This is a genomic window from Neobacillus niacini, assembly GCF_023715785.1.
GTDB lineage: Bacteria > Bacillota > Bacilli > Bacillales > Cytobacillaceae > Neobacillus > Neobacillus niacini_E.
Genome location: NZ_JAMBOX010000005.1, coordinates 173,226 through 199,442, shown reverse-complemented (window position 1 = coordinate 199,442; position 26,217 = coordinate 173,226). Strand labels below are relative to the sequence as shown.

The following is a 26,217-nucleotide window of genomic DNA, read 5'->3' as shown; positions in this document are numbered from 1 at the left end:
ACCATTTGGGTTTTTTGTTTCGAATTAAAGTGGACAAGTATTTTAGATTGGATAATTTGAAATGGGGATTGGAAGTGAATCATAAAAACAGTAATGACGGGTCTTTAAGAGACCTTTGGCTGGGAATTGCTATTTCCATCGGGGCCTATTTGTTTGGCTCATCCGTTTTAGGTTTTGTTCTTGGACCATTTGCTCTGTTGGTCACATTTATCGCGCATATTGCCGCAATTGTGATCTGCTTCAGGAAAGGAATGAAGCTTGATGGCTCAGGGGCTGTTAATTGGCCTAGGGATTTTTATTTTATTAATTGGCGCCTGCTTTGGCCTTTTATTTGTCATGCTTGGCGGGTAAGTTATTTGTTTTGTTAGGCCGCCAAGTGTTATAGTCATATATGAATGTTAGTTATGGGAGGGAGACCAATTGGACGATCGACTTTTTAGAGACGCAATGGGTAAGTTTGCAACAGGGGTAACAGTGGTGGCAACAGAAGTTGACGGAAAGGTACATGGGATGACGGCAAATGCCTTTATGTCCGTATCGCTTAATCCGAAACTTGTGGTGGTTTCCATCGCTGAAAAAGCGCAAATGCTTGAAAAAATAAAGCAGAGCCAGTCGTTTTCTATCAATATTCTTTCTGCAGAACAACAGGAAGAATCGATGATTTTTGCAAAACAGATAAAAGATTCCCGAGAAGTAGTGTTTGATCGACTCGGCGGGATCCCTGTATTGCCGGGTGCATTGGCCCAAGTGGTTTGTGAAGTATCAGCAGAGCATGTTGAGGGAGATCACACTTTGTTTATCGGAAGGGTCAAGGAAATAAAACTAGATGAAACAAATCAAGAACCACTCATTTATTTTAGCGGGAAATATCGTTCATTAGCAGAATAATATACGCACAAACGCCAGCTTTCATAGAGAAAGCTGGCGTTTTTTATAATTATCATTAAACCCCTTTATAGGCTAGGCGAAGGATTTCGACTAACTCCCGTGTAAGCGGCCGTTTAGGATTCACATTTGTATCCGGATCGTTAAAGGCATTTAGGGCGAGCAGACTAATTTTACTTTCATATTCTGCTTTATCGACCCCGCACTCAGCGACACTCATCGGCATATCAAGCTCTTTTGCCAATCCCACAATCGCTTCAATCAGGCTCTCGATTCCTTCCACCGTGGTCCGGGCCTGCAGACCTAGCATCCTGGCCAATTCGGCATAGCGTTTATCTGCTACAAAAGCCTCATAGCCCGCAAACGGAGTGAATTTTGTCGGTTTGATAGCATTAAACCGAATCACATGCGGCAGGAAGATGGCATTGGCCCGGCCGTGGGCAATGTTAAACTCCGCTCCTAGCGAATGGGCTAGGCTATGGTTTATTCCCAAATAGGCATTGTTGAACGCAAGTCCGGCAAGGGTGGAGGCATAATGCATTTTTTCACGGGCAACCGCATCATTCCCATCCCGGTAAGCTCTAGGCAAATATTCGAAAACAAGCTGGATTGCCTTAATAATCTGGCCATCTGTAAAATCATTGGCGACAACCGATACGAAAGCCTCTAGTGCATGGGTCAACACGTCCATCCCAGTATCAGCGGTGATGTGCTTTGGAACTGTCATCGCAAATTGCGGGTCGATAATCGCGATATCCGGCAGTAATTCCGGATCAGATAGCGGATATTTGATGTTCGCCTTCTTATCGGTAATGACAGCAAATGAAGTGACCTCAGAACCAGTACCAGATGTAGTTGGGATGGCAAGCAGCTTTGCTTTTTCCCGAAGCTTCGGATAAGTAACTACTCGTTTTCTCGGGTTCAGGAACTTCTGCTTTAAGGCATGGAAATCCACCTCAGGATGCTCATAAAATAGCCACATGGCTTTTGCGGCATCCAGTACGGAACCGCCCCCTAGAGCAATGATGATATTCGGCTGGGCATGCCTCATCAATTCTGCTCCCTTCATGACGGTTTCAATGCTTGGGTCCGGCTCAACCTCTGTAAAGACATCAAATCCCGCAAAATCAGGACGTTTCTTCAAATAATGAAGAACCTTCTTCACGTAGCCATACTTCACCGAGCTTGGACTGGTTACGATAAAGGCTCTGGATAGATCAGGAATGACCTCCAAGGCTTGAATGGAATTCTTTTTATAATAGATCTGTGGCGGCGTCCTTAAGATTTGGGCATTTTCATTCCGTTTCGCCACCTTTTTAATGTTAATCAAATGCATGGCACCGACATTGGTGGAGACTGAGTTGCCTCCATAGGTGCCGCAGCCCAGGGTTAAGGTCGGCAGAAAATCATTGTACACATTTCCGGTTGCCCCTTGTGCTGAAGGTGTATTCACAAGAATCCGGCCTGCTTTCATCCTCATTGCAAATTGTTCAACGATATTATCATCGGCGCTGTGAATGGATGCTGTGTGTCCCAGTCCGCCGTACTCCAATGTCGCCTTGGCAAGTTTGAGGGCTTCTTCCGTACTGTTTGCTTTATAGCATGCCAATATCGGGCTTAATTTTTCACAGGAAAGCGGGTGCTTTGGACCGACTCCTTCCAATTCTACGACCAAAATCTTTGTTTCAGCAGGCACTTCAATTCCAGCCATTTGGGCAATTTTAGAGGTAGGCAGTCCGACAACCATCGGATTGAGCAACCCGGTTTCCTGTCGGATTGCCACTTTTTCCAACTGGCGTTTTTCCTCTTCATTCAAGAAATAACAATGATTGGCAATCATTTCGGTAATAACTTCCGTGTATATTTCCTTATCGATAATCAGGGCTTGTTCAGAAGCGCAAATCATCCCGTTGTCGTAAGTTTTGGACAGCAGTAAGTCCTGAACCGAGCGCCTGATATTCGCTGTTCTTTCAAAATAGCACGGGACGTTTCCAGGTCCGACGCCAATTGCCGGCTTGCCGGAGGAGTAGGCCGCCTTAACCATGCTTGAACCGCCGGTAGCAAGTATCAATGAAACCTTTGGATGTTTCATTAATGCCTCGATACCATCAAGGGTGGTACTTTCAAGCCACTGGATGCAATTTTCCGGAGCTCCGGCTTTTACTGCAGCATTTCTAAGCAGTTCGGCCACGAACCTCCCGGAATTTTGCGAGACGGGATGAAAGCCAAAAATAATTGGGTTTCTTGTTTTTAACGAAATAAGAGATTTATATATAACAGTGGAAGTAGGATTGGTTACCGGCACCAAGGCTGCAATTAGACCAACTGGCTCGGCCATTTCATAGGTTCCTTCATGTTCGTTTTCACTAATGATTCCTGCAGTTCTTAGGTCCCGAATGCTGTGATAGATCATCTCAGTAGCAAACATGTTCTTTGAGATTTTGTCCTCAAATAATCCCCGGTTGGTTTCCTCAACGGCCATCCTTGCAAATTTTTCGTGGTTTTCAAGTGCTGTCAGCGCCATTGCTGTGACGATTTCATCGACCATTTCCTGTGTAAACCCGCGAAACTCTTCGAGTGCCTGGACCCCTTGAGTGGCTAATCGCTCAACGGAAATGCTCGTTTGCGTTTGTAGTACTTTCTTCTCATCTACTGCCATAAAAAACTTCCTCCCCATAATTGAAGTATGTTAGTTTTTGAACAAACTGAATAAAGTAAAGCCTGCTCAATTACCAATCTGTCATCAAATATAGCAATCATGAGGGAAGAAATTTGTAGAAAAATGTGGCGAAAAATGGGGATTGCCCCTTCGAAGGGATAAATTCATAGAATGTTCAAAAAATACAGTTGATGGTAGATTAGGCTTAAATGTTTTTATTTTTTTGAAAATTTTGATACCATTATATTTAAAATGTTTACCGTGGAGGAGAGAATACGGATGATCCTACAACTAGAGGAAGTATCCTTGGTTAGAGACGGAAAGTGGATTTTAAATGATGTGAATTGGCAAATAGACAAAGGGGAGCACTGGGTCTTGTTTGGATTGAATGGTTCCGGGAAAACGGCCATTTTAAATCTATTAAATGCCTACTTTTTCCCGACAAGGGGGAGAATTAACGTGCTAGGAATGGAGTTCGGCAAACACTATCTTGGGGAAAAGCTGCGCAAGCAAATCGGCTTTGTGTCGTCTTCCCTCCAGGAAAAATTTTATCGGGGTGATAATGCCTTTGAAGTGGTGCTTAGTGGGGCGTTTGCCTCTATCGGTCTTTATGAAACCCCAACAGATCAAATGAGAGAAAAGGCTATAGGTCTCCTGGAAGACTTGGGGTGTCTTGAGTATGCGAACCGAAACTATGAAACTTTATCGCAAGGGGAAAAACAGCGGGTGTTAATTGCGCGGGCCTTAATGGCTGACCCCTACCTGCTTATTTTGGATGAACCGACAAATGGCTTAGATTTTATTGCACGCGAAAAACTGTTGGAATCAATCGAAACGATTGGAAAGAAAACGGTTGCGCCAACCATTATTTATGTGACACATCATGTGGAAGAGATCTTGCCTGTATTCAATAAAACCTTGTTACTAAAGGATGGACAGGTTTTTGCTGCCGGGGCGACAAAAGAGATGCTATCAAGTGAACAGCTTTCACAGTTCTTCGGACTTCCTGTAAGTGTTATTTGGGAGAATGGGAGACCTCTACTGTCAAAATTACAAATGCAGTAACAAAAGGCACGGTGGATACTGTGCCTTTTCCTAATGTTATTCTCATGTTTTTATAAAAGTTTTTCTGAAAACCAGGTCCTATTATCTATTAAAATTGCCGCACCTGTGAGCAAGGACTACATAGTTATTTTTAAAGATCAAGCGAAACTACCTGCTGGATATGATAAATTACTGAAGGATGCCGGTGGAAAAGTTACAGCTAAGCTTGATAAGCTAGGTGCAGTCGAAGTAAGTTCGACAGATGCAAGCTTTTTAGAAAAGGTTAAAAAGTCAAACCTAGTTCAGGAGGCCGGTGTTCAAAACAAAATCTACCCGGAAAAGCCAGTTTTTCAGGAAACAGTGGATCTTGATGCTGGGGGGGCTGAAACCGCACACATTGCCGAGGCACTTATGACTGCGGCAGATGACAATGTTGATGTAGTTAATATGTCATTAGGCGGCTATGACTGGTTCCAGGATCCTGACTACGCCACAAAGGACATTGTTGCGGATGTCAATTTATTTAATCGTGCCATTCAATATGCGATTCAAAAAGGGGTACAGTCGTTGGTTCAGCAGGTAATAATGGCGTGGACATTAGCAGCCCAGGTAAGTTATCTGGAGACGATAAAGGTGCTACACATCGCAGCCCAAGCAGCCAAAGGATGATTAGGGTTTCCGCCGGCGGACAGTTGAAAAATTTAACCTTCTATTCAAACTACGGAGTAGGAAAAATTGACGTTATGGCGCCAGGCGGGGATTATGGCCCGAATTATGATCCAGTGACAAAAACAGGCAGAGACAATACTTACCTTTGCTTAAGTTCTGTACCTGGCGGTTATGCATATTATGCCGGCACGTCAATGGCAGCTCCCAAAACTGCCGCATTAGCTGGTGTGATCATTGCGAAATACGGCAAGGATAAATTGAAACCTGCCCAGGTAAAACATATCATCCAATCGTCAGCGGACGATGTGTTTAAACCGGGTAATGATGAGAAATCTGGGTTTGGACTAATCAATGCTGTCAATGCCTTAAACTATTAATACAAGGTAAAAAAGCGATCAGTTTTGATCGCTTTTTTCATTGGATAGATTTAAAAATTCGGAAATACGATCGCAAAATTCATCTTTTGGATAGCTTTGGTATAAATGACTGGCCATTCTGACAGGGTCTCCAAAAAAGTAACGCTCGTATTGAGTTTGCCTGGTACCGAACGGGCTCATTGTCATATCCCAGGCCAATCGAAAAAGCTGGACACGCTCTTCGGCGTTTAGATTTGTTCCTTGAAGATATACATCTAAATCCGGTTTGATAGGAGAGGAAAAGTCGTTTTCTGTTGGTAGTGTGATCATGCCGCTAGCACCGATTAGTTGTATGATTTCTACAAATCTCGGATATATTTTTGGAAATAGGTTGCTGGCAACCTTGAGTGGAATAATACTAGGCACCATAGTTCCCCATTCATCCAATTCCGCATCATTTTCTGCCTTCGCTAAAAGTGCCCTCATGGATTCAAGGCCGATGATAATTTCCGATATTTTTTCCTGAATTTGTTGATAACCGTATACATTAATCGTTTTGGCAAGCAGATCTGTAAGACCCAGTAAGAATTCCGTTTTGACAATTTGCCTTGTAATCACTTGGTGTGTTGCATGATGATGAAAAGTGCTTTGCAGCATAAACTCATTTGCCGCTTCAGGGTTATCGTAAAAAAACACCCGCTCCCATGGCACCAATACACGATCAAACACCAGTATTGTATCCATCTCCTCAAACCGTGAACTCAATGGATGATCATAGGAAGAATCCCCCCCCACAAAGGACTCCCGGCAAATAAATTTTAAACCCTTTGTATCGGAAGGGATGGAAAAGGCAAAAGCTTCCGCCTCATCGATTATTCCGCCTGCGGAATAAACAAGTACCTCATCGGTTACACCGCCTTGGGTTGCCAACAGACGGGCACCTTTAATGATCAGGCCATGTTCTGTCTTGTCGACTACTCTTGCTGATATGGGTTCTTTTGAGATCTGAAGATTGATTAAGGATCGATTAACCTGTGGGGAGACGAAGGTATGGGTAAAACATAAATCGTTGTCTTTTGCCCGGTTATAAAGCGATTGAATGTTCTCCGGAAAGCAATTTTCTTTACCCTCCAAGATGAATGCAGATGAGGCGAATGCCATTAAGACTGTATTCATATAATCCGGACTTCTGCCCATCATTCCATTTGTGTGCTTCGCCCATATCTCACTTGCACCTCTTCGTTTCTTTAGGTCTTCCTTTGTTTTTGGCTGTAGAAAAGAAACCCCGATTGGCGCCCCTGTTTCTTCAGAAGTATAGGTTAATTTGTCTTTATACTCTGGAGCATCCTGTAAATCGTACAGGGATGCTTTTGTTCTAATAAGCCCTTTGAATGCAGGATGCATGGATAATTTGCCTTCTATCCGTTTCCCATCCAACCAAATTTCTTTGTTTAACTGATCAATCCGCCCTACGAATTCCTTTCCATTAATAGCACCCAATAGAACCACTCCAAATTGAACATTTCAATGTTACTCCTATTTTATTGGAAAGGTTGGTAATTTGTTTGTACACGGACAAATTTTGGGCATATGAGGAAATAATGATTCCGTCCTTTTTCATTACCATATATGACTTTTTCCTCCCCAGATTTAGCCATCCTTCACTTCTTGATATGACTTTAAATTTTTATAGTTAAGGTATCAAGAAAAGGAGGTCATTATGAAAAAAAAGCTTATTTTCTTTCTTTTGTTTCTCAGTTTTTCTATCAGCTTATTGCCCGTTAATGCGTCGGCGTCAACAGTTGATTTATCGAAAAAAAACTTAATTAAAATAAAAGCCTTTGTAAATGAACAATTTAATAATGCGGGAATAGTTGGCGGTTCCTATGCTATTGTCTCGAATAACAAAGTGATTGATTCCAGTGGGGTAGGATACCGTGATCTAAAACTAGGAAAAAAAGCAACCGATGAAACAATTTATGCCATTGCATCGGTAACCAAATCATTTACTGCCACGGCGATTCTACAACTTCAGGAACAAGGGAAAATGAATGTAAATGATCCTGTTCAAAAATATTTACCATGGTTTACCTATAAAGACGAGGAAAAATCAAAGCAAGTCACGATTCAGCATTTATTAACACATGCAGCCGGCGTCAGTCGATTTGATGCGGACGGAGCTATTTTTATAGATGAAGAAAAAAATAAAAATTCGTTAGAAGCTTCAATAAGGGCATTAAGAACAGTTGACATGAAAACAAATCCAGGGGAAAAAGCTCAATACTGCAATTCCTGCTTTAACACACTAGGGTTAATTATTGAAAAAGTAACAGGGGTTAGCTATTACGAATATGTGAAGAGGAATATTTTCGAGCCATTAGGTATGGAGTACACAGGCTTCGGTCAAGACCTTAAATCTCTTACGGCCAATGACATTGCTAAGGAATATAGTTGGTTCTTTGGTTTTAGAAATACGAAACTATTAAACTATCGGGAATTTGGAAAAAGCCAGGATCCCGAAGGCGGTATCTATACAAATAGTGTAGATTTGGCTAAATATGTGTCTGGGATTTTAGGTCATAGCTCCACTTCGATCTTAAGTCAAAAAACTTTAAAGACGTCCTATATAGGTATTCTTCCAACGGAAAACAACGAGTGGAAGTATACAGGCGGAGGAATGGAAGCTGGAAAGATTTCCAATCGAAAAGTTCTATATAAAGGCGGCGATGGAATTGGTTCGTCCGCTGTGATGATGTTGATTCCCGAGGACAAAATCGGCGTCGTTTTACTTATTGGGGAATCCAATTCAGAACCTAAGCAAGACATTGCAAAAGGAATGCTGCAAATTCTGATTGGCGAGGAGGCAAAAGCGGCTGATTCTCCTCTACCTCTTTTTAAATTGACTGGGTTTATCATGTTATTTCTGTTCATAGCAAGCATCCTTGGTCTTGTTGTATTCTTATGGGCCATTAATAAAAGACTGAAAAGAAAGGACCAAGTCAGTAAATATCGCTGGCTGCGGATTTTCATAAGTTTGATCTGCTTCTTATTTTTAGTAGTAATTAGCTATTTACTTTTATTTGTAAGACCAACTCAAATAGGTTTCTATGGTTATCCGTATGATTGGGCTATTGGCTTAATAAGCCTTGGAGTAACCTTATTTTTAGGGCTTGTTTACAATGGGTATTTAAGTATTTTTGGTAAATACGAGGAAAGAAGAGGAGGACGTAAAAATGAAAAAATTATTCAAATGTAAGGGTAGGGATATAGTCATGAGGAAATTTGGCATTCTATCATTGTTGTTGGTGATGTTTCTTACAGGCTGCTCCGTTGAAATTGACACTTCTTCATCAAAGTCGGACGAATTTGCTTCCAAAGCAGATGAACTGGCAAGTACCTTCATGGATGCTAAGGATACTTTGAAACCTTTAAAGGAAAAAGAAAATCTATCATCTAAAGATCAAGAACAAATTATTAAAGTAATTAATACACTAACAGATGAAATTGACGAATTTAAAAATGAAGAGGCGCCATTCTTGGCAAAAAAGGCCAAGAAAGTGGCGGTTGAAGTTCTTAACAAAAAAGAGAAAACCCTGTTAAACATAAAGGAAAAAGCCGAAAAGGAGACGGTTACAACCGAAGATGTAGAAAAAATAATCAAAACAGTTTCCGATGATTTCAAAATTAACTTATTTGATAAATAGGCACGGCACGGCACAAATGTGCTGTGCTGGCTTTTTTGTGCGAAATAATAACTTATGAAATATACGTTGATTCGTTGTTTGTAGGAGGGATTGACGAATGCTGTCAGGCACGGAAATTCTCTATTCAATCCCTCTGACAAAGGATGTGATCTCTTTAATGTAACAATGACTCTTCTTCTCAACGGATTCAAAAAATGATAGAAATGGGGAGATAAATCATAGTTTGATTTATCTCCCTATTTTTATTTTATAGTTGGAGTTGTATTTAAAAATTAAATATCTCATATTCAAGATACATTTCTTGACGGTAATTTTGACAAAAGGTATTATGAATACATAAAGTAACCTTGGTTATTAAAAGTTACTAGTTAAAATAAAATAACTTAAACGTAAATTAAATAAAATAGATAGGAGTGACAATTATGATCGAAGTAACTGTAAAGCTTAGTTACAAAGGAAAAAATTATCTTACCAATGTAATTGTTAATAAAGACACACCCGAAAAACAGATTTTAAATATCGCACAAGAGCAAATTAAGAAACAATGGTTAAATTAATAAGGCAATCTCCAGACCTTAATGGAAAGGGGTAAAAGGCCTTGAATGAAAAGAAAGAAGTTGGAGAAAAAGCTGTTGATTTTGTGAGAGAAGGGATGGTAGTTGGATTAGGAACTGGCACGACTGTTTTCTATACCATTTCAAAACTTGGGGAATTTGTTCAACAAGGATTTTCCATTAAAGGAGTTCCTACTTCTGAACATACGAAAAAATTAGCGACTGAACTTGGAATTCCACTAATTTCGATCAATGAGATTGAAAAAATTGATGTGGCCATTGATGGAGCAGATGAAGTAGATTCCGAGTTAAATCTCATTAAAGGGGGAGGAGGGGCCCTTTTAAGAGAGAAAATCATCGCAAAAGCAGCTGAGACCTTTATTATCGTCGCCGACTCGAACAAAATAGTGGAGACATTAGGAACTTTTCCACTGCCGATAGAAGTGGTGCGATTTGGATATGAAATGACCATGAAGCACATTCTGGAGCTTGGGGGAAGTCCGAAGCTGCGGCAAAAGGATGGGATCCCTTTTCTCACAGATAACGGTAACTATATTATTGATGGTATTTTTACAAAAATAAAGGATCCAAAAACATTAGAGAGGGAGCTAAATTTGATACCGGGCGTTGTGGATAATGGATTATTTGTCGGTTTTGCAGACAGAGTCATCACAATCGATTGTCATCAAAACATCATCGCAAAAGTCCGGGGCTAGAAAATACGAACATGGGGGAAATAAAAATGGAATCAATGACATTTGTCTTATTTGGTGCAACAGGGGATTTAGCGAAGAGAAAAATATTCCCTGCTCTATACAATTTGTATGTTGATCAAAAATTGCCACAGTCCATTTCTATTATCGGACTTGGTAGAGGGGAACTTTCTCATCTAGATTTCCAAGACAAAGTGAAAGACTCTATTTTAAATTTTTCACGCCGCCTAGAACATGATGCAGCAAGTATGGGAGAATTTTTAGATTACTTTCGCTACAGTATGTTGGATGTAAATCGGAAAGAAGATTTTCAAACTTTACTTCAGTTAGTTAGGCAGCGTGAAGAGGAGTTAAATTTAGAAGAAAATCGGATGTTTTATCTTTCGGTTGCACCAGAGTTTTTTGACACGATTGCCTTGAATATAAAAAATAGTGGACTGGGACAGACAACCGGCTGGAAAAGACTAATTATTGAAAAGCCATTTGGTCATGATCTCCAATCAGCAAGAGAACTGAATGAAAAACTAAGCCGTGCCTTTGATGAAGAGGAAATCTATCGCATCGACCATTATTTAGGTAAACCAATGGTGCAAAATCTTGAAGCCTTGTCTTATGCCAACCCGATTCTACAGTTCATTTGGAATAAGGACCATATAGCTAATGTCCAAATTACAGCAAGTGAAACGGTTGGGGTAGAAAAAAGAGCTGGTTATTACGACCATGCCGGAGCCATCCGTGATATGGTTCAAAACCATATTCTGCAAATACTGATGATGACCGCAATGGAAACACCTGAAAATATAAGTGCGGCGGAAATTAGAAAGGAGAAGCGAAAGGTCATGGAGTCACTAAGGCCCATAAAAGAGGAAGATGTTCAAAATGATATTGTTCGCGGCCAATACATTTTAGGAGAGGTAAATGGACAAGTAGTTCCTGGATATCTAGAAGAGCCTAGGGTAGATCCTTCTTCCACCACTGATACCTTTGTTGCTGCTCGTTTGTGGATCGATCATCCGTCATGGACAGGGGTTCCTTTTTACATCCGTACTGGAAAGAGAATGAAGGAAAAATCAACGCGGATCGTCATCGAATTTAAAAATAATCAGAACCATGAATATAAAAATACTCAAATAAATCCTAACTTATTGGTGATTGAAATCAATCCAAATGAAAATATATCTTTTCAATTAAACAGTAAAAACCCATTGAACAATGGAAAAGTAGAACCTGTTTGGATTAATCTTGCTAATGGACAAACAGAAATGGGAGTACCTGAAGCATATGAAAGACTTATTTATGATGCGTTTAACGGAGATTCTACCTTCTTCGCCCATTGGAAGGAAGTTGAGTTGTCATGGGAATGGGTTCAGCCAATTCTCAATGCATTTGAAGCGAATCAACTACCTTTATATGAATATCGTTCAGGCTCATATGGTCCTATAGCTGCTGATTGCTTACTATTGGAAAATGGCTTTAAATGGTGGCTCGATGAACCAATTCAAGAACGCAAGGATAAGATCCTACACTACTAAGAAGTTTGAGGAGGAAAAACTTTTGTCACAAACAATTGAAAATCTAGCCGTTACGACAATTAGAACGTTATCGATTGATGCTATTAATGCAGCCAATTCTGGTCATCCGGGTCTCCCGATGGGGGCAGCACCAATGACATATGCATTATGGGCAAAACACCTTCAACACAACCCTGAAAACCCGAAATGGTTTAACCGTGACCGGTTTGTTTTATCTGCGGGCCATGGGTCAAGCTTGCTGTACAGCATGCTGCATTTAACTGGCTACAAGGTTACAATCGATGATTTGAAAAACTTTCGAAAATTGAATAGCAGAACGCCGGGACATCCTGAATTCGGTCATACACCAGGTGTGGAAGCAACGACAGGTCCCTTAGGCCAAGGGATTGCGAACGCTGTTGGGATGGCGATGGCAGAAGCGCATTTAGCAGCAAAGTTTAATAAAGAAGGACATCCGATTATTGATCACTACACCTATGCGTTAGTTGGGGATGGTGACTTAATGGAGGGTATTTCCTATGAAGCGATGTCGATGGCTGGCCACATGAAACTAGGAAAACTGATTGTATTATATGATTCAAACGATATATCCCTTGATGGTGAATTGAACGTTTCCTTTTCCGAAAACATTGAGAAAAGAGCGGAATCGGCACACTGGCACTATTTAAGAGTAGAAGACGGAAATGACATCGAAGCGATTTCTAAAGCAATTGAAGCAGCCAAGAAAAATACAAATCAGCCAAGCTTGATAGAAGTCAGAACGATAATTGGATATGGAAGCCCGAAGGTAGCTGGAACAAATAAAGCACATGGTGCACCACTGGGAGTAGAAGAAGGGAAAGTGACAAAACAAACCTATAACTGGCTTTATGAGGAAGATTTCTATGTTCCAGAGGAAGTAAACGCCCATTTTGAACAATTAAAGCGTAAGGGGATCGATGCTGAACAAAGCTGGATTACCTTATTCGAATCCTATAATCGAAAATTTCCTGAATTAGCCAATCAATTGACAAGTGCTATAGATGGAAAAGTCCTAATCGATGCAAAAGATATAGTAACCTTTGATACAGGAAAAGCTGTTTCGACGCGCGTTGCCAGTGGAGAAGCCATAAATCATTTTGTAAAATCTGTTCCAGCGATTTTTGGGGGAAGTGCAGACCTTTCCGGTTCTACAATGACGGACATTAAAGGGGAACAAATTTACGCAGTTGAATCATACGGTGCACGTAATGTTTACTTTGGAGTCCGTGAACATGCCATGGGAGCTGCCGCCAATGGAATGGCCTATCATGGCGGTGTAAAACCTTTTGTTAGTACATTCTTTGTCTTTAATGATTATCTTCGTCCGTCAATCCGTTTGGCAGCATTATCAAAGCTGCCTGTCATTTATGTATTTACGCATGATTCCATTGCGGTTGGTGAGGATGGACCTACACATGAACCGGTTGAACATTTGGCAGCCCTTCGTTCCATACCAGGGTTAACGGTTATTAGACCAACGGATGCAAATGAAACTGCTAGTGCGTGGGCCTATGCGCTTCAGCAAACGGATGGCCCGGTAGCATTGATTTTAAGCCGCCAAAATCTGCCTGTGTATAACGAAACAAAAGCGAATTTGGAGAATGTTTCTAAGGGAGCTTATGTATTGGCTGAAACTAATTCCACACCAGAAGTTATTTTGATTGCTACCGGCTCTGAAGTTTCATTAGCTGTTAGAGCAAAAGCCGAACTCGAAAAAGAAAATCGATCGGTTCGTATCGTTGCAATGCCAAGCTGGGAGTTGTTTAATCAGCAATCTGCTGAATATAAACAATCGGTACTTCCTTCTTCAATTACAAAACGAGTGGCGATTGAAATGGGAATCTCAATGGGATGGGAGCGTTTTGTTGGATTTGAAGGAAAAGTTTTATCCATCGAATCATTTGGTGCTTCTGGAGATGGTGCTTCAGTTATGGAACAGTTCGGATTTACGACCGAAAATGTCATTCAACTGACGAAAAGTCTTTTGAATTCTTAAAAAAGAGAAACATTAAAGTAGAGGAGGAAATCACTATGAAGGTTGGATTAATTGGTTTAGGGAAAATGGGTTTAAATCTAGGACAAAATTTATTGGATCACAACCACGAAGTCATAGCTTTTGATGTTAACCCGAATGCTGTGGAAGAAATGAAGAAATACGGGGCTGTTGGTGTATCAAGTTATCAAGAACTTGTAGAATCCTTAGAAAAACCTAGAATCATCTGGATTATGGTTCCGCATGCAGTTGTTGACCCAGTCATAGGGGAAATAATCCCATTTTTGGACAAAGGTGATATTGTTATTGAAGCGGGGAATTCTCATTATAAGGAATCCATTCGCCGTTACAATGAATTAAAAGAAATTGGCGTCAGATTTATGGATGCAGGTACCTCGGGCGGCATGGAGGGTGCCCGTCATGGTGCGTGTTATATGATTGGCGGCGATTCTGATGCTTGGGAAATAGTCCAACCAATTTTTAAAGATACAGCAGTAGAAAATGGTTTCTTATATGCAGGCAAAGCAGGCAGCGGACACTTCTTAAAAATGGTTCACAACGGCATAGAGTATGCCATGATGGCTGCTATAGGTGAAGGCTTTGAAGTGCTTGAGAAGAGTGAATTCGATTATGATTACGAAAAGGTAGCAAGAGTTTGGAATAATGGTTCTGTTATTCGTTCATGGTTAATGGAATTAACAGAAAATGCATTTTCAAAGGATGCAAAATTAGATGAAATCAAAGGAATTATGCACTCATCAGGGGAAGGAAAATGGACTGTGGAAACAGCTTTAGATTTACAAACTGCCACTCCAGTGATTGCAATGTCTTTATTAATGCGTTACCGTTCTTTAGAAAACGATACCTTTACAGGTAAAGTTGTGGCTGCATTAAGAAATGAATTTGGCGGCCACGCTGTTGTAAAGAATTAACATAACCGAATTTATAACAAAATGGAGGAAAGCGAAAATGAAATTTTTTATTGATACTGCAAACTTAGATGAGATTAAAAAAGCATATAAAATTGGAGTCTTATCGGGTGTTACAACCAACCCTTCATTAGTGGCAAAAGAAGGAGTTAAATTTGAAGACCGCATTGCAGAAATTCTAACTGCGGTCCCAGAGGTTGAGTCTGTTTCTGCCGAAGTAACACCTAATGCCTTAACCGCTGATCAAATGATTGCGGAGGCAAATGAACTTATAAAAATAAATGGCGGAGATAAGAACATTACCATTAAACTGCCGATGACATTGGATGGATTAGAAGCCTGCCGCTATTTAACCAAAAAAGGGGTTAAAACAAATGTTACACTGATTTTTAGTGTAAACCAGGCATTACTGGCAGCACGTGCAGGAGCTACCTATGTATCCCCATTCTTAGGCCGTTTAGATGACATTAATGAAGATGGAGTGCAGCTTGTCGCAAAAATTGCTGAGATGTTCCGGATTCAAAATCTGGATACACAAATCATTGCAGCATCTGTAAGGCATCCAGACCATGTTACTCGTGTTGCGATGGCTGGAGCGCATATAGCAACCATTCCATTCAAGGTTATTGAACAATTGGCAAAACACCCGTTAACCGATCAAGGACTTGAGAAATTTGCTGCTGACTGGAAGACTGTATAAAAAAATTGAAATCTAAGGGCGTTAGGCAAGGAGAGTTATCGTCCTTACATAACCAAATAAAACCGGTGAGGAGAAGAATCGTATGTCAATTACTTTTGATTATTCAGATACCTTATCTTTCATGCAACAGCATGAAGTTGATTATTTAAGTGAATTTGTAAAAACTGCACATAATATGCTACACGAGAAAAAAGGACCAGGTTCTGATTATCTTGGATGGGTGGATTTACCGCATAACTACGATAAAGAAGAATTTGCGCGTATCAAAGCAGCAGCAGAAAGAATTCGCAGTAATTCCGATGCTTTAATCGTGATTGGAATCGGAGGCTCTTATCTTGGAGCGAGAGCTGCTATTGAAGCTCTATCTCATTCGTTTCATAATCAAATGGATGACAAAACAGAGATTTATTTTGCTGGGCAAAATATCAGTGCCACTTATATTTCTCACTTATTTGACGTGCTGAAGGACAAGGAAATCTCCGTCAATGTAATCTCAAAATCAGGTACAACAACCGAGCCTGCGATTGCGTTCCGTATTTTCCGTGAATATATGGAGAAAAAGTATGGTAAAGAAGAAGCTAGGAAACGCATTTATGCTACAACAGACCCAGCTAAAGGAGCCTTAAAAACTCTTGCCGATGAAGAAGGATATGAAACCTTTGTGATTCCAGATGATGTAGGGGGAAGATATTCCGTATTAACAGCAGTAGGTTTATTGCCAATTGCAACGGCTGGCCTAGATATTGATAAAATGATGGCAGGTGCTGCTGCGGCGGCGGATAAGTACAATGACCCAAACTTGGCAGTGAACCAAAGTTACCAGTACGCGGCAGTCAGAAATGCTCTTTATCGAAAAGGAAAATCAATTGAACTTTTGGTGAACTTTGAACCTGCCCTTCATTTTGTATCTGAATGGTGGAAACAGTTATTTGGTGAGAGTGAAGGGAAAGATCAAAAAGGTCTCTATCCTGCTTCTGTTGACTTTACAACGGACCTTCACTCCATGGGACAATATGTGCAAGAAGGTCGCCGTGAACTGATTGAAACCGTGTTATCTGTAAGAGAACCTAAAGTAGATATTACCCTAGGGATAGAGGATAAGGATCTTGATGGATTAAATTATTTAGCAGGAAAGACAATGGACTATGTTAATAAGAATGCCGCTCAAGGTACAGTTTTAGCCCATATGGATGGAGGAGTTCCTAACTTATCTGTAGAGCTGGATCAATTAAATGAATATACCTTCGGTGAAATGGCTTATTTCTTTGAAAAGGCATGTGGAATTAGCGGCTTGCTAATGGGAGTAAATCCTTTTGACCAACCAGGAGTAGAGGCATATAAGAAGAACATGTTTGCACTACTAGGAAAACCTGGATACGAAGAAGAAAGGAAAGAATTACGAAAACGCATTACTAAATAATTGTAATTGAAAGCAACCTTGTCTCAGATAAGGTTGCTTTTCCTTGAAGTATGAAATATTACAAATACTAAAAAAGGAGAAAAGCCAGTTATGATGAGCACTTTTCTCCTTTGCGAAAAACCTATGCTATATTTTCCAGTGGAATTGTGAATTTAATATCATCCTCGCTAACATTTAATAATCTTTCTAGCACATCCAATTTAATTTTTAATTCCTTTATTTCTAAACTGTTTACGACATTTACTTTTCTTAGGCTGCTTATCATATCTGATACTACTTGATTAAAAGTTTGAGAATCAACTAATAGGTAATGAATCAATTCCATGGCTGCTTCTTTTTCCTGCGTATTTTTGCCTGCAAAGATACTTTGTAAATCGGGTTCTAGTACGAAAAGAGATTGTAAATCCTCTGATATTCTGATGCGAATAAAACTTTTCTTATATCCATAATACTCATTATCCCTAATCCGCATTAAATCAAGGCCAATCATAAATTCATAAAAAGGTGTGTTCTTATTAAGAGAACGAAACCCGTTAATTTCAATGTTTGGTTTTTCATCTATAAAAATTTCTTTTTCATACCTAGTTTGAATTACTTTTGATTCTAACATTTTCATTTTCACTACCTCGTTTCTATTAATTTATTTATAAAAAGTAACATGTATACTTTTAGTAACCTAATTACATTATAGTGATAATAGGCGGATAAATCAATTAAAGTTGCCTGAAAATTATTGGGAATGTCCATCTATAATTTGTAAACACCAAAACTAATACTAAATCTAATTTGTAATAGTAAAAAAAATTAGAGGAACTAGTCTGGCGCTGATTGTAGTTGAACGTGGTGATCCGATTGAATCAATCATACAAAAGGGACAACAATAGGAGCACTTGTGACACCTAAATTATTGGAATCCATTTTTTACCCTGGGAATCCATTACATGATGGGGCAGTATTAATACGAGGAAAAACAGGAAAAATTTCATTTGCGTTAGATGGAAAGCTATATCCGATAAACACAAGAAACCCGATTTTGTTCTAAAGCTCCAAGGATTTACAGGGTAAAAACATAATTTCATAAAGTGGTCTTGTTATTTAATATTTTGTTGACATACGTAGAGGATGATATATAATAAAAATATCCTGATTTTGAGATATTTTAATCTGAGATACATTGATTTGAGAATTATATAGGAATGCTAATTAATATAAGTTGAACTGACTAAAAAACACCAGGGGAGTGTTAATGATGGTAACTTTATATTTATCACCTAGTTGTGCTTCATGCCGAAAAGCAAAAGCTTGGTTTGATGAACATCAAATTCCTTACAAAGAAAGAAATATTAAATCAGAAAAGATTACATTAGATGAAATTCAGCATATCCTTCACTTCACAGAAGAGGGCACTGATGAAATTATCTCTACTAATTCAAAAGCTTTCAAGGAGCTAAATGTTGATATTGACTCTATTTCGCTTCGAGAATTGTATACAATTATTGAAGAGAATCCTGGGCTCTTGAGAAAACCATTAATCCTAGACGAAAAAAGATTACAAGTTGGGTTTAACGAAGAAGAGATACGGAGCTTTTTGCCACGTAATATGCGTATAATCCAACTTGATGAAGTTTATAGCTTATTGGAAGAAGTTCAATAAAGTCAGTGGGTCTACTAGAATATGATGAATAACTGATATTAACAAATTATTTATGTGTATTCCTATTATCTTAAATCCGAGATTTATTAATCCGTGGTATTAAACTAGAACAATTGAAGCAAACTAATATCAGTTAACTAATTGATTTTTCACAAGAATTCAAATGAGTCCAAAAACAAAAAAGCAGCTTAATAATGAATATTATCTTCAAATAAACGAATAATAGCTTAGGGTGGTGCATTCATAATGGGTTTCTTATCCAAATTGTTTGGAAATTCAACTGATAAGGAGACAGAAAAAATGACAAATGTAAAGTTAGCAGTGATCTTTTACAGCATGGGTGGAACAAACTATCAACTAGCGAGATGGGCAGAAGAAGGTGCGAAAGAAGCTGGTGCCGAAGTAAAGGTATTAAAAGTACAAGAATTAGCGCCTGAATCCGTTATTGCGGGAAATGATGTATGGAAAGCTACTGTTGAGGCTACAAAAGACGTTCCAGTCGCAACATCTGCTGACATTGAATGGGCAGATGCCATTATATTTAGTGTTCCAACTCGATTTGGGAACATGCCATCACAAATGAAGCAATTCCTTGATACCCAAGGCGGGTTGTGGGCGACTGGTAAAACAGTCAATAAAGTCGTAAGTGCCATGACATCTGCACAAAACCCACATGGCGGCCAGGAAGCAACTCTCTTATCATTGTACACATCAATGATGCACTGGGGTGCAATTATTGCTCCTCCAGGTTATACAGACCCAGTATTATTTGGGGCGGGTGGTAACCCATATGGAACTAGTGTAACTGTAGGTCAAGATGGGAAAATGATCGAAGATGTTCAGGCGGCTGTAAAACATCAAGCAAAGCGTACTGTCACAGTTGCAGAATGGGTTAAAAAAGCAAATCAATAAAACATAATCAAAAACTAATCGGACCTTTCGATTAGTTTTTTTATTTTCTGGAAGAAACGAAAAATCTTGGTATTACTATTATATTGAAATAGTAAATTTTCGATTCGCGGAAAAAATTCTATTGATTATTGATGATTACAAAACGTCCGATCCGACTCATCGATGAACTTTTTTATTGAGAATAATGCAATGGTCTGATGGGACTATTATTCCACAGACTTTTTTATCAGCTATAAATAAAAAACAGGAAATAACTACTATGCGAGTTCTATTGACATTAATACTGTATTAATATATTGTTAATTCAAGATACTTTATTTAAAAACAATGAAATATAAGCTAAAAAGGAGAATTATATATGAATGTTTTAGTAGTTAAAGCAAACAATCGTCCAGCTTCGGAGGCTGTAACAAGTAAAATGTATGAAACTTTTATGGAGAACTTAGAAGGCGTGAAGGTCACAACTTTCGATGTTTTCGCTGAAGATATGCCTTACTTTGGCCAAGATTTATTTAACGCTTTTGGCAAACTTGAAAAAGGCGAAGAATTGACTGACTTAGAAAAACGTCTTCTTGCTGCAAAACAAAAAGCAATGGATGCTCTAACAGCTGCAGACTTAGTTGTATTCGCATTTCCATTATGGAATTTAACCATCCCAGCACCATTACAAACGTTTATTGATTACGTATACCAAGCTGGTTTCACTTTTAAATACGATGAAAATGGTCAAGCAGTTCAATTAATGACACACAAAAAAGCGATCATCCTAAGCGCACGCGGCGGCGTTTACTCAACACCTGAAGCAGCACCAATGGAAATGGCGGCAAATTATATTAAAAACGTGGTAGGCGGCGTATTCGGTATGGAAATCGTAGACGAAGTCATTATTGAGGGACATGCTGCAATGCCGGCTCAAGCTGAAACTATTATTGCTGAAGGACTAGAAAAAGTAAAAGAAGCAGCAAAGAAATTATCACTAATAGCTGTTTAATATAATGAAATAAACAAGATTAGCTAAAAATAAAGGAGCTTGGATACCAAGTTCCTTTATTTATTATATTTAGTTCTAAAACAGAAGTGGGAAATTTAAAGAGATTATTGCAGTAGCAGTTGCTCATGCCACTCAATGTCCATATTGTATAGATGTTCATACGAAAAATGCCATAAAGCTCGGATGTACAAATGAAGAGCTTGCAGAAGCAGTAATGGTGACTTCCGCTTTACTAGCTGGAGGGGCTTATGCTCATATCGCCAATTTGATTCAAAGCTATGGTGATTAACAAAAAGTATTATTTACAATAAAAAACCTCCTCGTCATAAAGTAAAAACGAAGAGGTTTTTAAATTTTTATACCATTTATCTGTTCATTAAAGCCATTTATCTGCCCATTCTTCTAAAGCTTTAAGAGATCGCCCGAGTTCAGTCCCTTTTTTGGTTAATGAATATTCGGTCCGTACAGGACGGTCTGCAATGACATTTCTTAACACAATTCCATTGTCCTCAAGCTCTTTCATCCGTTCATTTAATACTCTTTTACTTAAGTCTGGTATAGAAGTATGAATTTCACTAAATCTTTTTGGTTCCTCCATTAAAGTATGGACAATCAAACCCATCCATTTCTTTCCCATGATATGATAGCACTCTTCAACTTTACTGCATAATTTATTTTCTGTATCCATATATAAACACCTCAAATAGTTCCTTGGTTATTATTAATAACTTTATGTTAATAATAGCAAATACTAAAGATAATTAAAAGTACTTACTGGAATATAATTAACAATCAAACCAACTTTATGCTTATTTGTTCATTAATTTGTCACATATTATATATAAAAAGGAGTGCTGGTTATATAAAGTTACTTAGTTAAAAAAGAGGTTGTTCTATGTTAGACAACTTCTTTTATTTTTGTTTGAATTAAATTTGGACAGGTCGTTTTCCTTTTTGAAGAAAATATTTACACAAAAAATTCTTTTTTATAGCAAAAAATCCAGTTAAGTAGTAAGTATAATAGAATTGTTATCCTCATGAGGAGGAGCAGATTGCAAACTCCCTTCATCCATATATAATTCATTTCATAGCGGGAGGTGTACTAATAAGATGAATATAAATGAAAACCCTCTAAAAGAATTGAGTCCAACGAGCTTATATGCCCGCTATAGTGGAATCTTATCTCTGACAGATATTCCTTTAGTTTTGGTCAATACAGATGGCCAAGTTATGCATGAGCTAATCCCAGCTCCGGATTTTTGTACATATTGCAAAAAGCAAGGCGGTCAGAAGATTTGCCCCGACTACAAGAGTCGCTTTAACTCGGATAAGGGGGAGGAGGGCCATTTTACCTGCCATTATGGCTTGCATAATATCTTTATACCGATTAAAAAGCATGACGAAACGGTAGGGTTTGTTTCCGGAATGAAGGCTTATTCACAGGATACCGAATACCAAAAATTTATGATTGATGTCCAGGCCCTAAGGGAAGAAACAAACACGGAATTGGAATTTATCGCCAAATCCATTGCCTCATTGAAAACCGTTGATGAAAATAAAATGAAGGTACATGAGCAGTTATGCAGTCACATTGCCAAAAACATAACCATTGACCTGACTGAAAGCACCAAAAATCATGCAGATTCCGCTGTAGCCAGATTATCAATCGAAAAGGAAATGCTGGAGAAAAAGATTATTGACCTAGAAGCGAAAAACATGTCGCTTGTCGTCAATCCGCATTTTTTGTTTAATACCTTGAACTGTATTGCCCGTATTGCTTATTTTGAACATTCTCATAAAACAGAGGAATTGATTTACTACCTGTCCGACTTGCTGCGTTACAATTTGAAGCAGGACGATCAGCTCCACACCATCGGTTCTGAGATAGATAACATTATGAAATATCTGTATATCCAAAAAGCCCGCTTTAAAAACCGGCTGGAGTACACAATTGATGTTCCTGAAAACATTAAAGCTTACAGAATCCCGAATATGGTTATTCAATCAATTGTTGAAAACGCCCTTATTCACGGTATTACGCCCAGACGTGATGGGGGAAAAATAAATATAATTGCCCAGGAAACGGATGAGGGGGTCATAATTACTGTTGAAGATAATGGAAACGGTTTCCCAAGGGATGTCCTTGAAAGAATCAAACAGTCTGAAAATAAGTCGGGGCTGGGGTTGCGAAGCACTGATAAGCGCTTAAAACAAAATTATGGAGAATGTTATGGCTTAGAGATTGTAAAATCTGATTTTAGTGGAAGTACCGTCGCCATCAAGATTCCCACCCAAATAACTGGGAGGTCCTAAAATGAACGTTGTCTTGATTGTAGAAGATGAAATGCTTGAACGGGAGTTCTTGACAATGGTTGTTCGTGATGGACTTCAGCCCGAGGATATTCTGCTGACTGCAGACAGCGGAGTCGAGGCTGTCAGGATGGCCAAGCAGTATCGGCCGAATATTATTTTTATGGATTTAATGATACCTGATATCGATGGACTTAGCGCAATTCAGGAAATTAGAAAATTCTTGCCTCAGTCGTGCATAAGCATTCTATCAGCTTATTCCAATTTTTCTTACGCGCAGAAGGCCATTAGTTTGCGAGTTTTTGAATATCTGTTAAAACCGGTAAAACCGATTGCGTTTACAGAGGTACTGAGCAAAATGTTGAAAACGGTTTCGGTTATTGAACAAGAGGAGAGCGATGAAAAGGCGGAAGTAGGTAAAACGGAAATAAATGATCATGAACACTCTCATTTTATCGAAGAAGCGATTAAATATATTGGTGCAAGTTTTCGAGAAAAGTTGACCTTGGAAACGGTGGCCAACAAGGTATTTGTGAATCCAAAGTATTTTAGCCATGTCTTCAAGAAAGAAATGGGGATTCCGTTCACTGATTATATTATTCAACTGAGAATACAATATGCCTGCAGACTGCTTGAAACAACCAATTATCAGGCTTACCGGATTTCCCTTGAATGCGGCTTCTCGGACCCGTCCTATTTTAATAGAGTTTTCTGTGCCAAGATGAATATGACACCGCAAAACTATCGAAAATCCGTCCACGCTTTGAATCAAAATGATTCCTCTCTCGGGGCAAGGGTGAACGGTTAAAAAACTCCCCACCGTAAAGGCTACAGTGGGGAATTTTTTTAATAACACTTTTTAAAAATATGTTTTAAATCTTCGTTAGCAGGCACCCTTGGATTTGACGGGGTACAGCGGTCTAGCAGCGCTGATTCAATCATATGATCCAATGCATTTGTAAATTCAGTTTGATCAATGCCAAGGTCTCTAATTTTATCCTCGATTCCAAGGGATTTTTTCAAGCGTTTGATTGCTTGCATGAAATTTACGCTTCCCTCTCGTTTCGTTCTCGCTGGGAGCTGCAGGACTGTGGCAAGTTTAGCATAGCGATTGGCGGCATATTCTCCCGAGCTTCCGTGTAAATCGGCATTGTATTCAATCACCGCATTGAGCAATAGTGCATTCGAACGGCCATGGGAAATGTGAAAAGTGCCGCCAAAGGCATGGGCAAGGCTGTGATTAATACCAAGACCGGTATTGGTGAATGCCATACCCGCTAAACAAGAAGCATTCAGGACGTGATCGCGGGCAATATCATTTTTCGGATCCTTGTAGAGTGTTTCGAGATTTTCAAAAATCAGTTTGATTGCCTTTTCTGCAAGGGCATCGGTAAAATCAGTTGCCTTCGTGGAAACATAGGCCTCGATGGCGTGAACCAAAACATCCATTCCTGTATCTGCGACTACACGCTGGGGAACATGCTGGATACAGGTAGAATCAAGGATGGCCATGTCTGGTGCGATAAACTCATCAATGACAACTACCTTTTCGCCATTGGAGGTAATGACGGAAAAGTCGGTCACTTCAGAACCGGTGCCGCTAGTGGAAGGTATGGCAATAAAGAGCGGTTTTTTGATTTCTGCCCCTTCTATAGCGCCAAACTTCCAGGCGAAATAAAGGATTCCTTTCGCTGAATCAATCGCTGAGCCGCCGCCGATGGCCACAAGGACATCGGCGCCGCAATCTCTGTAAAGCTTCAGTCCTTCAGCAATTAGCGAAACATCTGGATCAGGGCGGACCCCTGTGAAAATGGTGGAGCTGATTCCGGCATCATTCAAGTAATCTACAACCTGCTGCAAGTATCCGAGTGATTCCATAATAGAATCGGAAACAATAAATGCCCTCGACCCTTTAACATGTTTCAGAGATTTCAACGAATCCCGGCTAAAATATACTTTGGTTTTAAGAAAAAACTGATCTTCTATGGTAGATACCCCCATTCTTCGGCTTTATAACAATAATCCATGTTAACAATATCATGGAACGAAAACCCAAAGATTGAAGATTTGCCAGATAGTATAGTACTCTCGGAGCATTTTTATAATAAAAATGGTACTAATTCTTTTTTCTTGAACAATCGCTATTTATAAAGGTAATATTACTAATTTATTCACATAGGTTTATTGACCCCCCATATTAATGAAACTATACTTTTACTAAACAATTAAATGTGTACTGGTGGAATAATATATGAAAATAGAAGATATGGTAGAGAGCAAATTGCGGAGCATTTTTAACGACGACGATCTTATCTATGACAAATCCCGTTTTGCTGGCGGACTTACCAATTATAACTACATTATGAATATAAAAGGATCAGAGTATATAATCCGGCAGCCGGGCGGAATGACGAACCAGATGATAGACCGAAGGATTGAAAAAGTTAACAACAGAATTGCATCGGAACTTGGTCTAAATTCACAATGTGTGTATTTTGATGAAATCAGCGGGATTAAAATCAGTGCCTATATAAAAAACAGCCAAAACGTAGCAGTTAGTAATCCTAGTAAGTCAGAAAATTTAACAGCTGTCTCCAGTTTGTTGAAAAAAACTCATTTGAGCGAAACGCATTTTTCTAATTTCTTTGATTGGAAGACTGAACTAGCCAAATATGAGCAGATTGTCAAAGAGCTTAACGGTGACTTTTTCTATGATTATCAAAGTCTGAAGAGAGACCTGCTGTGTTTTTTTGAACAAAATATAAAACAAACTATTTTTCTTCCATGCCATAATGATCCAGTACCAGAGAATATACTAATAAATGATAAGGATGAAGCATTTCTGATTGACTGGGAATATTCTGGTATGAACGACCCTGCATGGGATATTGCTGCCTATATTCTTGAATCTAAACTAGGCAAAGAACCGATAAAGGATTTTCTTGTGGACTACTATGGACATTATCCGCAACACGAAGAGATTGTAAAAATAAAAGGCTTCATGCTGGCACAGGATCTGCTATGGACAGTCTGGGCACTCATCCGGCATTACAATGGCGATGACTTTCTTGACTATTGTTATTTTAGGTACGAACGGTTCCGTAAGAATATGGAAGTAATCAAACATTTATCTCAGTATTCCATCTCCAGCATAGTGAAAAATTAAATAAA

General features: G+C 39.1%; 25 protein-coding genes and 2 pseudogenes. 22 read left to right on the top strand and 5 right to left on the bottom strand.

The features are described 5' to 3' along the window. Positions 1–74 precede the first annotated feature (74 nt). Both M3234_RS12065 and M3234_RS12060 read left to right on the top strand, forming a co-directional pair. Positions 75–368 carry a hypothetical protein gene (locus M3234_RS12065; RefSeq protein WP_262304952.1) on the top strand — a complete coding sequence of 98 codons (294 nt, stop codon included), beginning with the start codon at positions 75–77 and terminating at the stop codon, positions 366–368. 52 nt (positions 369–420) lie between these two features. After that, positions 421–888 (top strand): flavin reductase family protein, encoded by a 468-nt coding sequence (locus M3234_RS12060; protein ID WP_262304951.1) that lies wholly within the window; start codon positions 421–423, stop codon positions 886–888. A gap of 55 nt (positions 889–943) precedes the next feature. Here the strand turns inward: M3234_RS12060 and adhE are convergent, their stop codons facing one another. After that, positions 944–3,544 carry a bifunctional acetaldehyde-CoA/alcohol dehydrogenase gene (gene adhE, locus M3234_RS12055; RefSeq protein WP_262304950.1) on the bottom strand — a complete coding sequence of 867 codons (2,601 nt, stop codon included), beginning with the start codon at positions 3,542–3,544 and terminating at the stop codon, positions 944–946. 279 nt (positions 3,545–3,823) lie between these two features. Here adhE and M3234_RS12050 point away from each other — a divergent pair, with 279 nt between their 5' ends. The 3 genes from M3234_RS12050 to M3234_RS12040 are packed head-to-tail and all read left to right on the top strand — an operon-like array spanning position 3,824 to position 5,634. Next, positions 3,824–4,609, top strand: coding sequence for an ABC transporter ATP-binding protein (locus M3234_RS12050; protein WP_262304949.1), 786 nt, complete (start codon positions 3,824–3,826; stop codon positions 4,607–4,609). 33 nt (positions 4,610–4,642) lie between these two features. After that, entirely contained in the window at positions 4,643–5,257 is a 615-nt protein-coding gene (locus M3234_RS12045; protein WP_262304948.1) for a S8/S53 family peptidase, read from the top strand. After that, entirely contained in the window at positions 5,179–5,634 is a 456-nt protein-coding gene (locus M3234_RS12040; protein ID WP_262304947.1) for a S8 family serine peptidase, read from the top strand. Before M3234_RS12045 ends, M3234_RS12040 begins: the two co-directional genes overlap by 79 nt. 18 nt (positions 5,635–5,652) lie before the next feature. Here the strand turns inward: M3234_RS12040 and hpaB are convergent, their stop codons facing one another. Continuing rightward, positions 5,653–7,113, bottom strand: a complete 1,461-nt coding sequence (gene hpaB / locus M3234_RS12035) for a 4-hydroxyphenylacetate 3-monooxygenase, oxygenase component (protein WP_262304946.1) — start codon at positions 7,111–7,113, stop codon at positions 5,653–5,655. Between the two features lie 220 nt (positions 7,114–7,333). Here hpaB and M3234_RS12030 point away from each other — a divergent pair, with 220 nt between their 5' ends. From M3234_RS12030 to M3234_RS11990, 9 genes are all read left to right on the top strand, one after another. After that, positions 7,334–8,869 (top strand): serine hydrolase, encoded by a 1,536-nt coding sequence (locus tag M3234_RS12030; protein ID WP_262304945.1) that lies wholly within the window; start codon positions 7,334–7,336, stop codon positions 8,867–8,869. Continuing rightward, positions 8,847–9,317: a hypothetical protein gene (locus M3234_RS12025; protein WP_262304944.1), complete on the top strand. Its 471-nt coding sequence runs from the start codon at positions 8,847–8,849 to the stop codon at positions 9,315–9,317. The genes M3234_RS12030 and M3234_RS12025 overlap by 23 nt, the downstream gene beginning before the upstream one ends. Before the next feature lie 422 nt (positions 9,318–9,739). After that, positions 9,740–9,874, top strand: a complete 135-nt coding sequence (locus M3234_RS12020; RefSeq protein WP_262304943.1) for a BA3454 family stress response protein — start codon at positions 9,740–9,742, stop codon at positions 9,872–9,874. Between the two features lie 41 nt (positions 9,875–9,915). Then, the gene (rpiA, locus tag M3234_RS12015) at positions 9,916–10,587 is read left to right on the top strand and encodes a ribose-5-phosphate isomerase RpiA (RefSeq protein WP_262304942.1); all 672 of its coding nucleotides are present in this window, start codon (positions 9,916–9,918) and stop codon (positions 10,585–10,587) included. A 26-nt stretch (positions 10,588–10,613) separates the two neighbouring features. Next, positions 10,614–12,116: a glucose-6-phosphate dehydrogenase gene (gene zwf / locus M3234_RS12010; RefSeq protein WP_262304941.1), complete on the top strand. Its 1,503-nt coding sequence runs from the start codon at positions 10,614–10,616 to the stop codon at positions 12,114–12,116. Positions 12,117–12,138: 22 nt separating this feature from the next. Further along, entirely contained in the window at positions 12,139–14,133 is a 1,995-nt protein-coding gene (gene tkt / locus M3234_RS12005) for a transketolase (RefSeq protein WP_262304940.1), read from the top strand. Positions 14,134–14,168: 35 nt separating this feature from the next. Then, positions 14,169–15,062 carry a phosphogluconate dehydrogenase (NAD(+)-dependent, decarboxylating) gene (gnd, locus tag M3234_RS12000; protein ID WP_262304939.1) on the top strand — a complete coding sequence of 298 codons (894 nt, stop codon included), beginning with the start codon at positions 14,169–14,171 and terminating at the stop codon, positions 15,060–15,062. A 37-nt stretch (positions 15,063–15,099) separates the two neighbouring features. Next, on the top strand, positions 15,100–15,759 hold the full coding sequence (gene fsa / locus M3234_RS11995; RefSeq protein WP_262304938.1) for a fructose-6-phosphate aldolase: 660 nt from the start codon (positions 15,100–15,102) through the stop codon (positions 15,757–15,759). An 82-nt stretch (positions 15,760–15,841) separates the two neighbouring features. Continuing rightward, positions 15,842–17,179, top strand: a complete 1,338-nt coding sequence (locus M3234_RS11990; RefSeq protein WP_262304937.1) for a glucose-6-phosphate isomerase — start codon at positions 15,842–15,844, stop codon at positions 17,177–17,179. A gap of 121 nt (positions 17,180–17,300) precedes the next feature. Here the strand turns inward: M3234_RS11990 and M3234_RS11985 are convergent, their stop codons facing one another. Continuing rightward, on the bottom strand, positions 17,301–17,795 hold the full coding sequence (locus tag M3234_RS11985; protein WP_262304936.1) for a hypothetical protein: 495 nt from the start codon (positions 17,793–17,795) through the stop codon (positions 17,301–17,303). 205 nt (positions 17,796–18,000) lie between these two features. On the opposite strand from M3234_RS11985, the pseudogene M3234_RS11980 reads away from it, so the two are divergent. From M3234_RS11980 to M3234_RS11960, 5 genes and pseudogenes are all read left to right on the top strand, one after another. After that, positions 18,001–18,221: pseudogene (locus tag M3234_RS11980) on the top strand (diadenylate cyclase); the annotation flags it as partial. A 207-nt stretch (positions 18,222–18,428) separates the two neighbouring features. Next, the gene (spxA, locus tag M3234_RS11975; protein WP_262305015.1) at positions 18,429–18,833 is read left to right on the top strand and encodes a transcriptional regulator SpxA; all 405 of its coding nucleotides are present in this window, start codon (positions 18,429–18,431) and stop codon (positions 18,831–18,833) included. Between the two features lie 300 nt (positions 18,834–19,133). Further along, entirely contained in the window at positions 19,134–19,745 is a 612-nt protein-coding gene (wrbA, locus tag M3234_RS11970) for an NAD(P)H:quinone oxidoreductase (RefSeq protein WP_262304935.1), read from the top strand. A gap of 358 nt (positions 19,746–20,103) precedes the next feature. Then, positions 20,104–20,736 (top strand): FMN-dependent NADH-azoreductase, encoded by a 633-nt coding sequence (locus tag M3234_RS11965; protein ID WP_262304934.1) that lies wholly within the window; start codon positions 20,104–20,106, stop codon positions 20,734–20,736. A gap of 97 nt (positions 20,737–20,833) precedes the next feature. After that, a pseudogene (locus tag M3234_RS11960) lies at positions 20,834–21,025 on the top strand (carboxymuconolactone decarboxylase family protein); the annotation flags it as partial. A gap of 87 nt (positions 21,026–21,112) precedes the next feature. Here the strand turns inward: M3234_RS11960 and M3234_RS11955 are convergent. After that, the gene (locus M3234_RS11955; protein ID WP_262304933.1) at positions 21,113–21,424 is read right to left on the bottom strand and encodes a winged helix-turn-helix transcriptional regulator; all 312 of its coding nucleotides are present in this window, start codon (positions 21,422–21,424) and stop codon (positions 21,113–21,115) included. Positions 21,425–21,846: 422 nt separating this feature from the next. On the opposite strand from M3234_RS11955, the gene M3234_RS11950 reads away from it, so the two are divergent. Together M3234_RS11950 and M3234_RS11945 are read left to right on the top strand one after the other, a co-directional pair. Then, the gene (locus M3234_RS11950) at positions 21,847–23,049 is read left to right on the top strand and encodes a histidine kinase (protein ID WP_262304932.1); all 1,203 of its coding nucleotides are present in this window, start codon (positions 21,847–21,849) and stop codon (positions 23,047–23,049) included. A gap of 1 nt (position 23,050) precedes the next feature. Beyond that, on the top strand, positions 23,051–23,854 hold the full coding sequence (locus tag M3234_RS11945; protein WP_262304931.1) for a response regulator transcription factor: 804 nt from the start codon (positions 23,051–23,053) through the stop codon (positions 23,852–23,854). A gap of 38 nt (positions 23,855–23,892) precedes the next feature. Here the strand turns inward: M3234_RS11945 and M3234_RS11940 are convergent, their stop codons facing one another. Next, complete coding sequence (locus M3234_RS11940) at positions 23,893–25,047, bottom strand: 1-propanol dehydrogenase PduQ (protein WP_285858411.1); 1,155 nt, start codon at positions 25,045–25,047, stop codon at positions 23,893–23,895. A 250-nt stretch (positions 25,048–25,297) separates the two neighbouring features. Here M3234_RS11940 and M3234_RS11935 point away from each other — a divergent pair, with 250 nt between their 5' ends. Then, positions 25,298–26,212, top strand: a complete 915-nt coding sequence (locus tag M3234_RS11935) for a choline kinase family protein (RefSeq protein WP_262304929.1) — start codon at positions 25,298–25,300, stop codon at positions 26,210–26,212. Positions 26,213–26,217 lie beyond the last annotated feature (5 nt).

Bases quoted from the DNA above. Each gene is read 5' to 3' on its own strand.
- fsa (WP_262304938.1), top strand. From the start codon at position 15,100: ATGAAATTTTTTATTGATACTGCAAACTTAGATGAGATTAAAAAAGCA.
- M3234_RS12050 (WP_262304949.1), top strand. From the start codon at position 3,824: ATGATCCTACAACTAGAGGAAGTATCCTTGGTTAGAGACGGAAAGTGG.
- M3234_RS12020 (WP_262304943.1), top strand. From the start codon at position 9,740: ATGATCGAAGTAACTGTAAAGCTTAGTTACAAAGGAAAAAATTATCTT.
- M3234_RS11945 (WP_262304931.1), top strand. From the start codon at position 23,051: ATGAACGTTGTCTTGATTGTAGAAGATGAAATGCTTGAACGGGAGTTC.
- M3234_RS11985 (WP_262304936.1), bottom strand. From the start codon at position 17,795: ATGAAAATGTTAGAATCAAAAGTAATTCAAACTAGGTATGAAAAAGAA.
- gnd (WP_262304939.1), top strand. From the start codon at position 14,169: ATGAAGGTTGGATTAATTGGTTTAGGGAAAATGGGTTTAAATCTAGGA.
- M3234_RS11950 (WP_262304932.1), top strand. From the start codon at position 21,847: ATGAATATAAATGAAAACCCTCTAAAAGAATTGAGTCCAACGAGCTTA.
- M3234_RS12025 (WP_262304944.1), top strand. From the start codon at position 8,847: ATGAAAAAATTATTCAAATGTAAGGGTAGGGATATAGTCATGAGGAAA.
- zwf (WP_262304941.1), top strand. From the start codon at position 10,614: ATGGAATCAATGACATTTGTCTTATTTGGTGCAACAGGGGATTTAGCG.
- adhE (WP_262304950.1), bottom strand. From the start codon at position 3,544: ATGGCAGTAGATGAGAAGAAAGTACTACAAACGCAAACGAGCATTTCC.
- M3234_RS11955 (WP_262304933.1), bottom strand. From the start codon at position 21,424: ATGGATACAGAAAATAAATTATGCAGTAAAGTTGAAGAGTGCTATCAT.
- spxA (WP_262305015.1), top strand. From the start codon at position 18,429: ATGGTAACTTTATATTTATCACCTAGTTGTGCTTCATGCCGAAAAGCA.
- M3234_RS12045 (WP_262304948.1), top strand. From the start codon at position 4,643: ATGTTATTCTCATGTTTTTATAAAAGTTTTTCTGAAAACCAGGTCCTA.
- M3234_RS11990 (WP_262304937.1), top strand. From the start codon at position 15,842: ATGTCAATTACTTTTGATTATTCAGATACCTTATCTTTCATGCAACAG.
- wrbA (WP_262304935.1), top strand. From the start codon at position 19,134: ATGACAAATGTAAAGTTAGCAGTGATCTTTTACAGCATGGGTGGAACA.
- M3234_RS11965 (WP_262304934.1), top strand. From the start codon at position 20,104: ATGAATGTTTTAGTAGTTAAAGCAAACAATCGTCCAGCTTCGGAGGCT.
- M3234_RS11935 (WP_262304929.1), top strand. From the start codon at position 25,298: ATGAAAATAGAAGATATGGTAGAGAGCAAATTGCGGAGCATTTTTAAC.
- M3234_RS12030 (WP_262304945.1), top strand. From the start codon at position 7,334: ATGAAAAAAAAGCTTATTTTCTTTCTTTTGTTTCTCAGTTTTTCTATC.
- M3234_RS11940 (WP_285858411.1), bottom strand. From the start codon at position 25,047: ATGGGGGTATCTACCATAGAAGATCAGTTTTTTCTTAAAACCAAAGTA.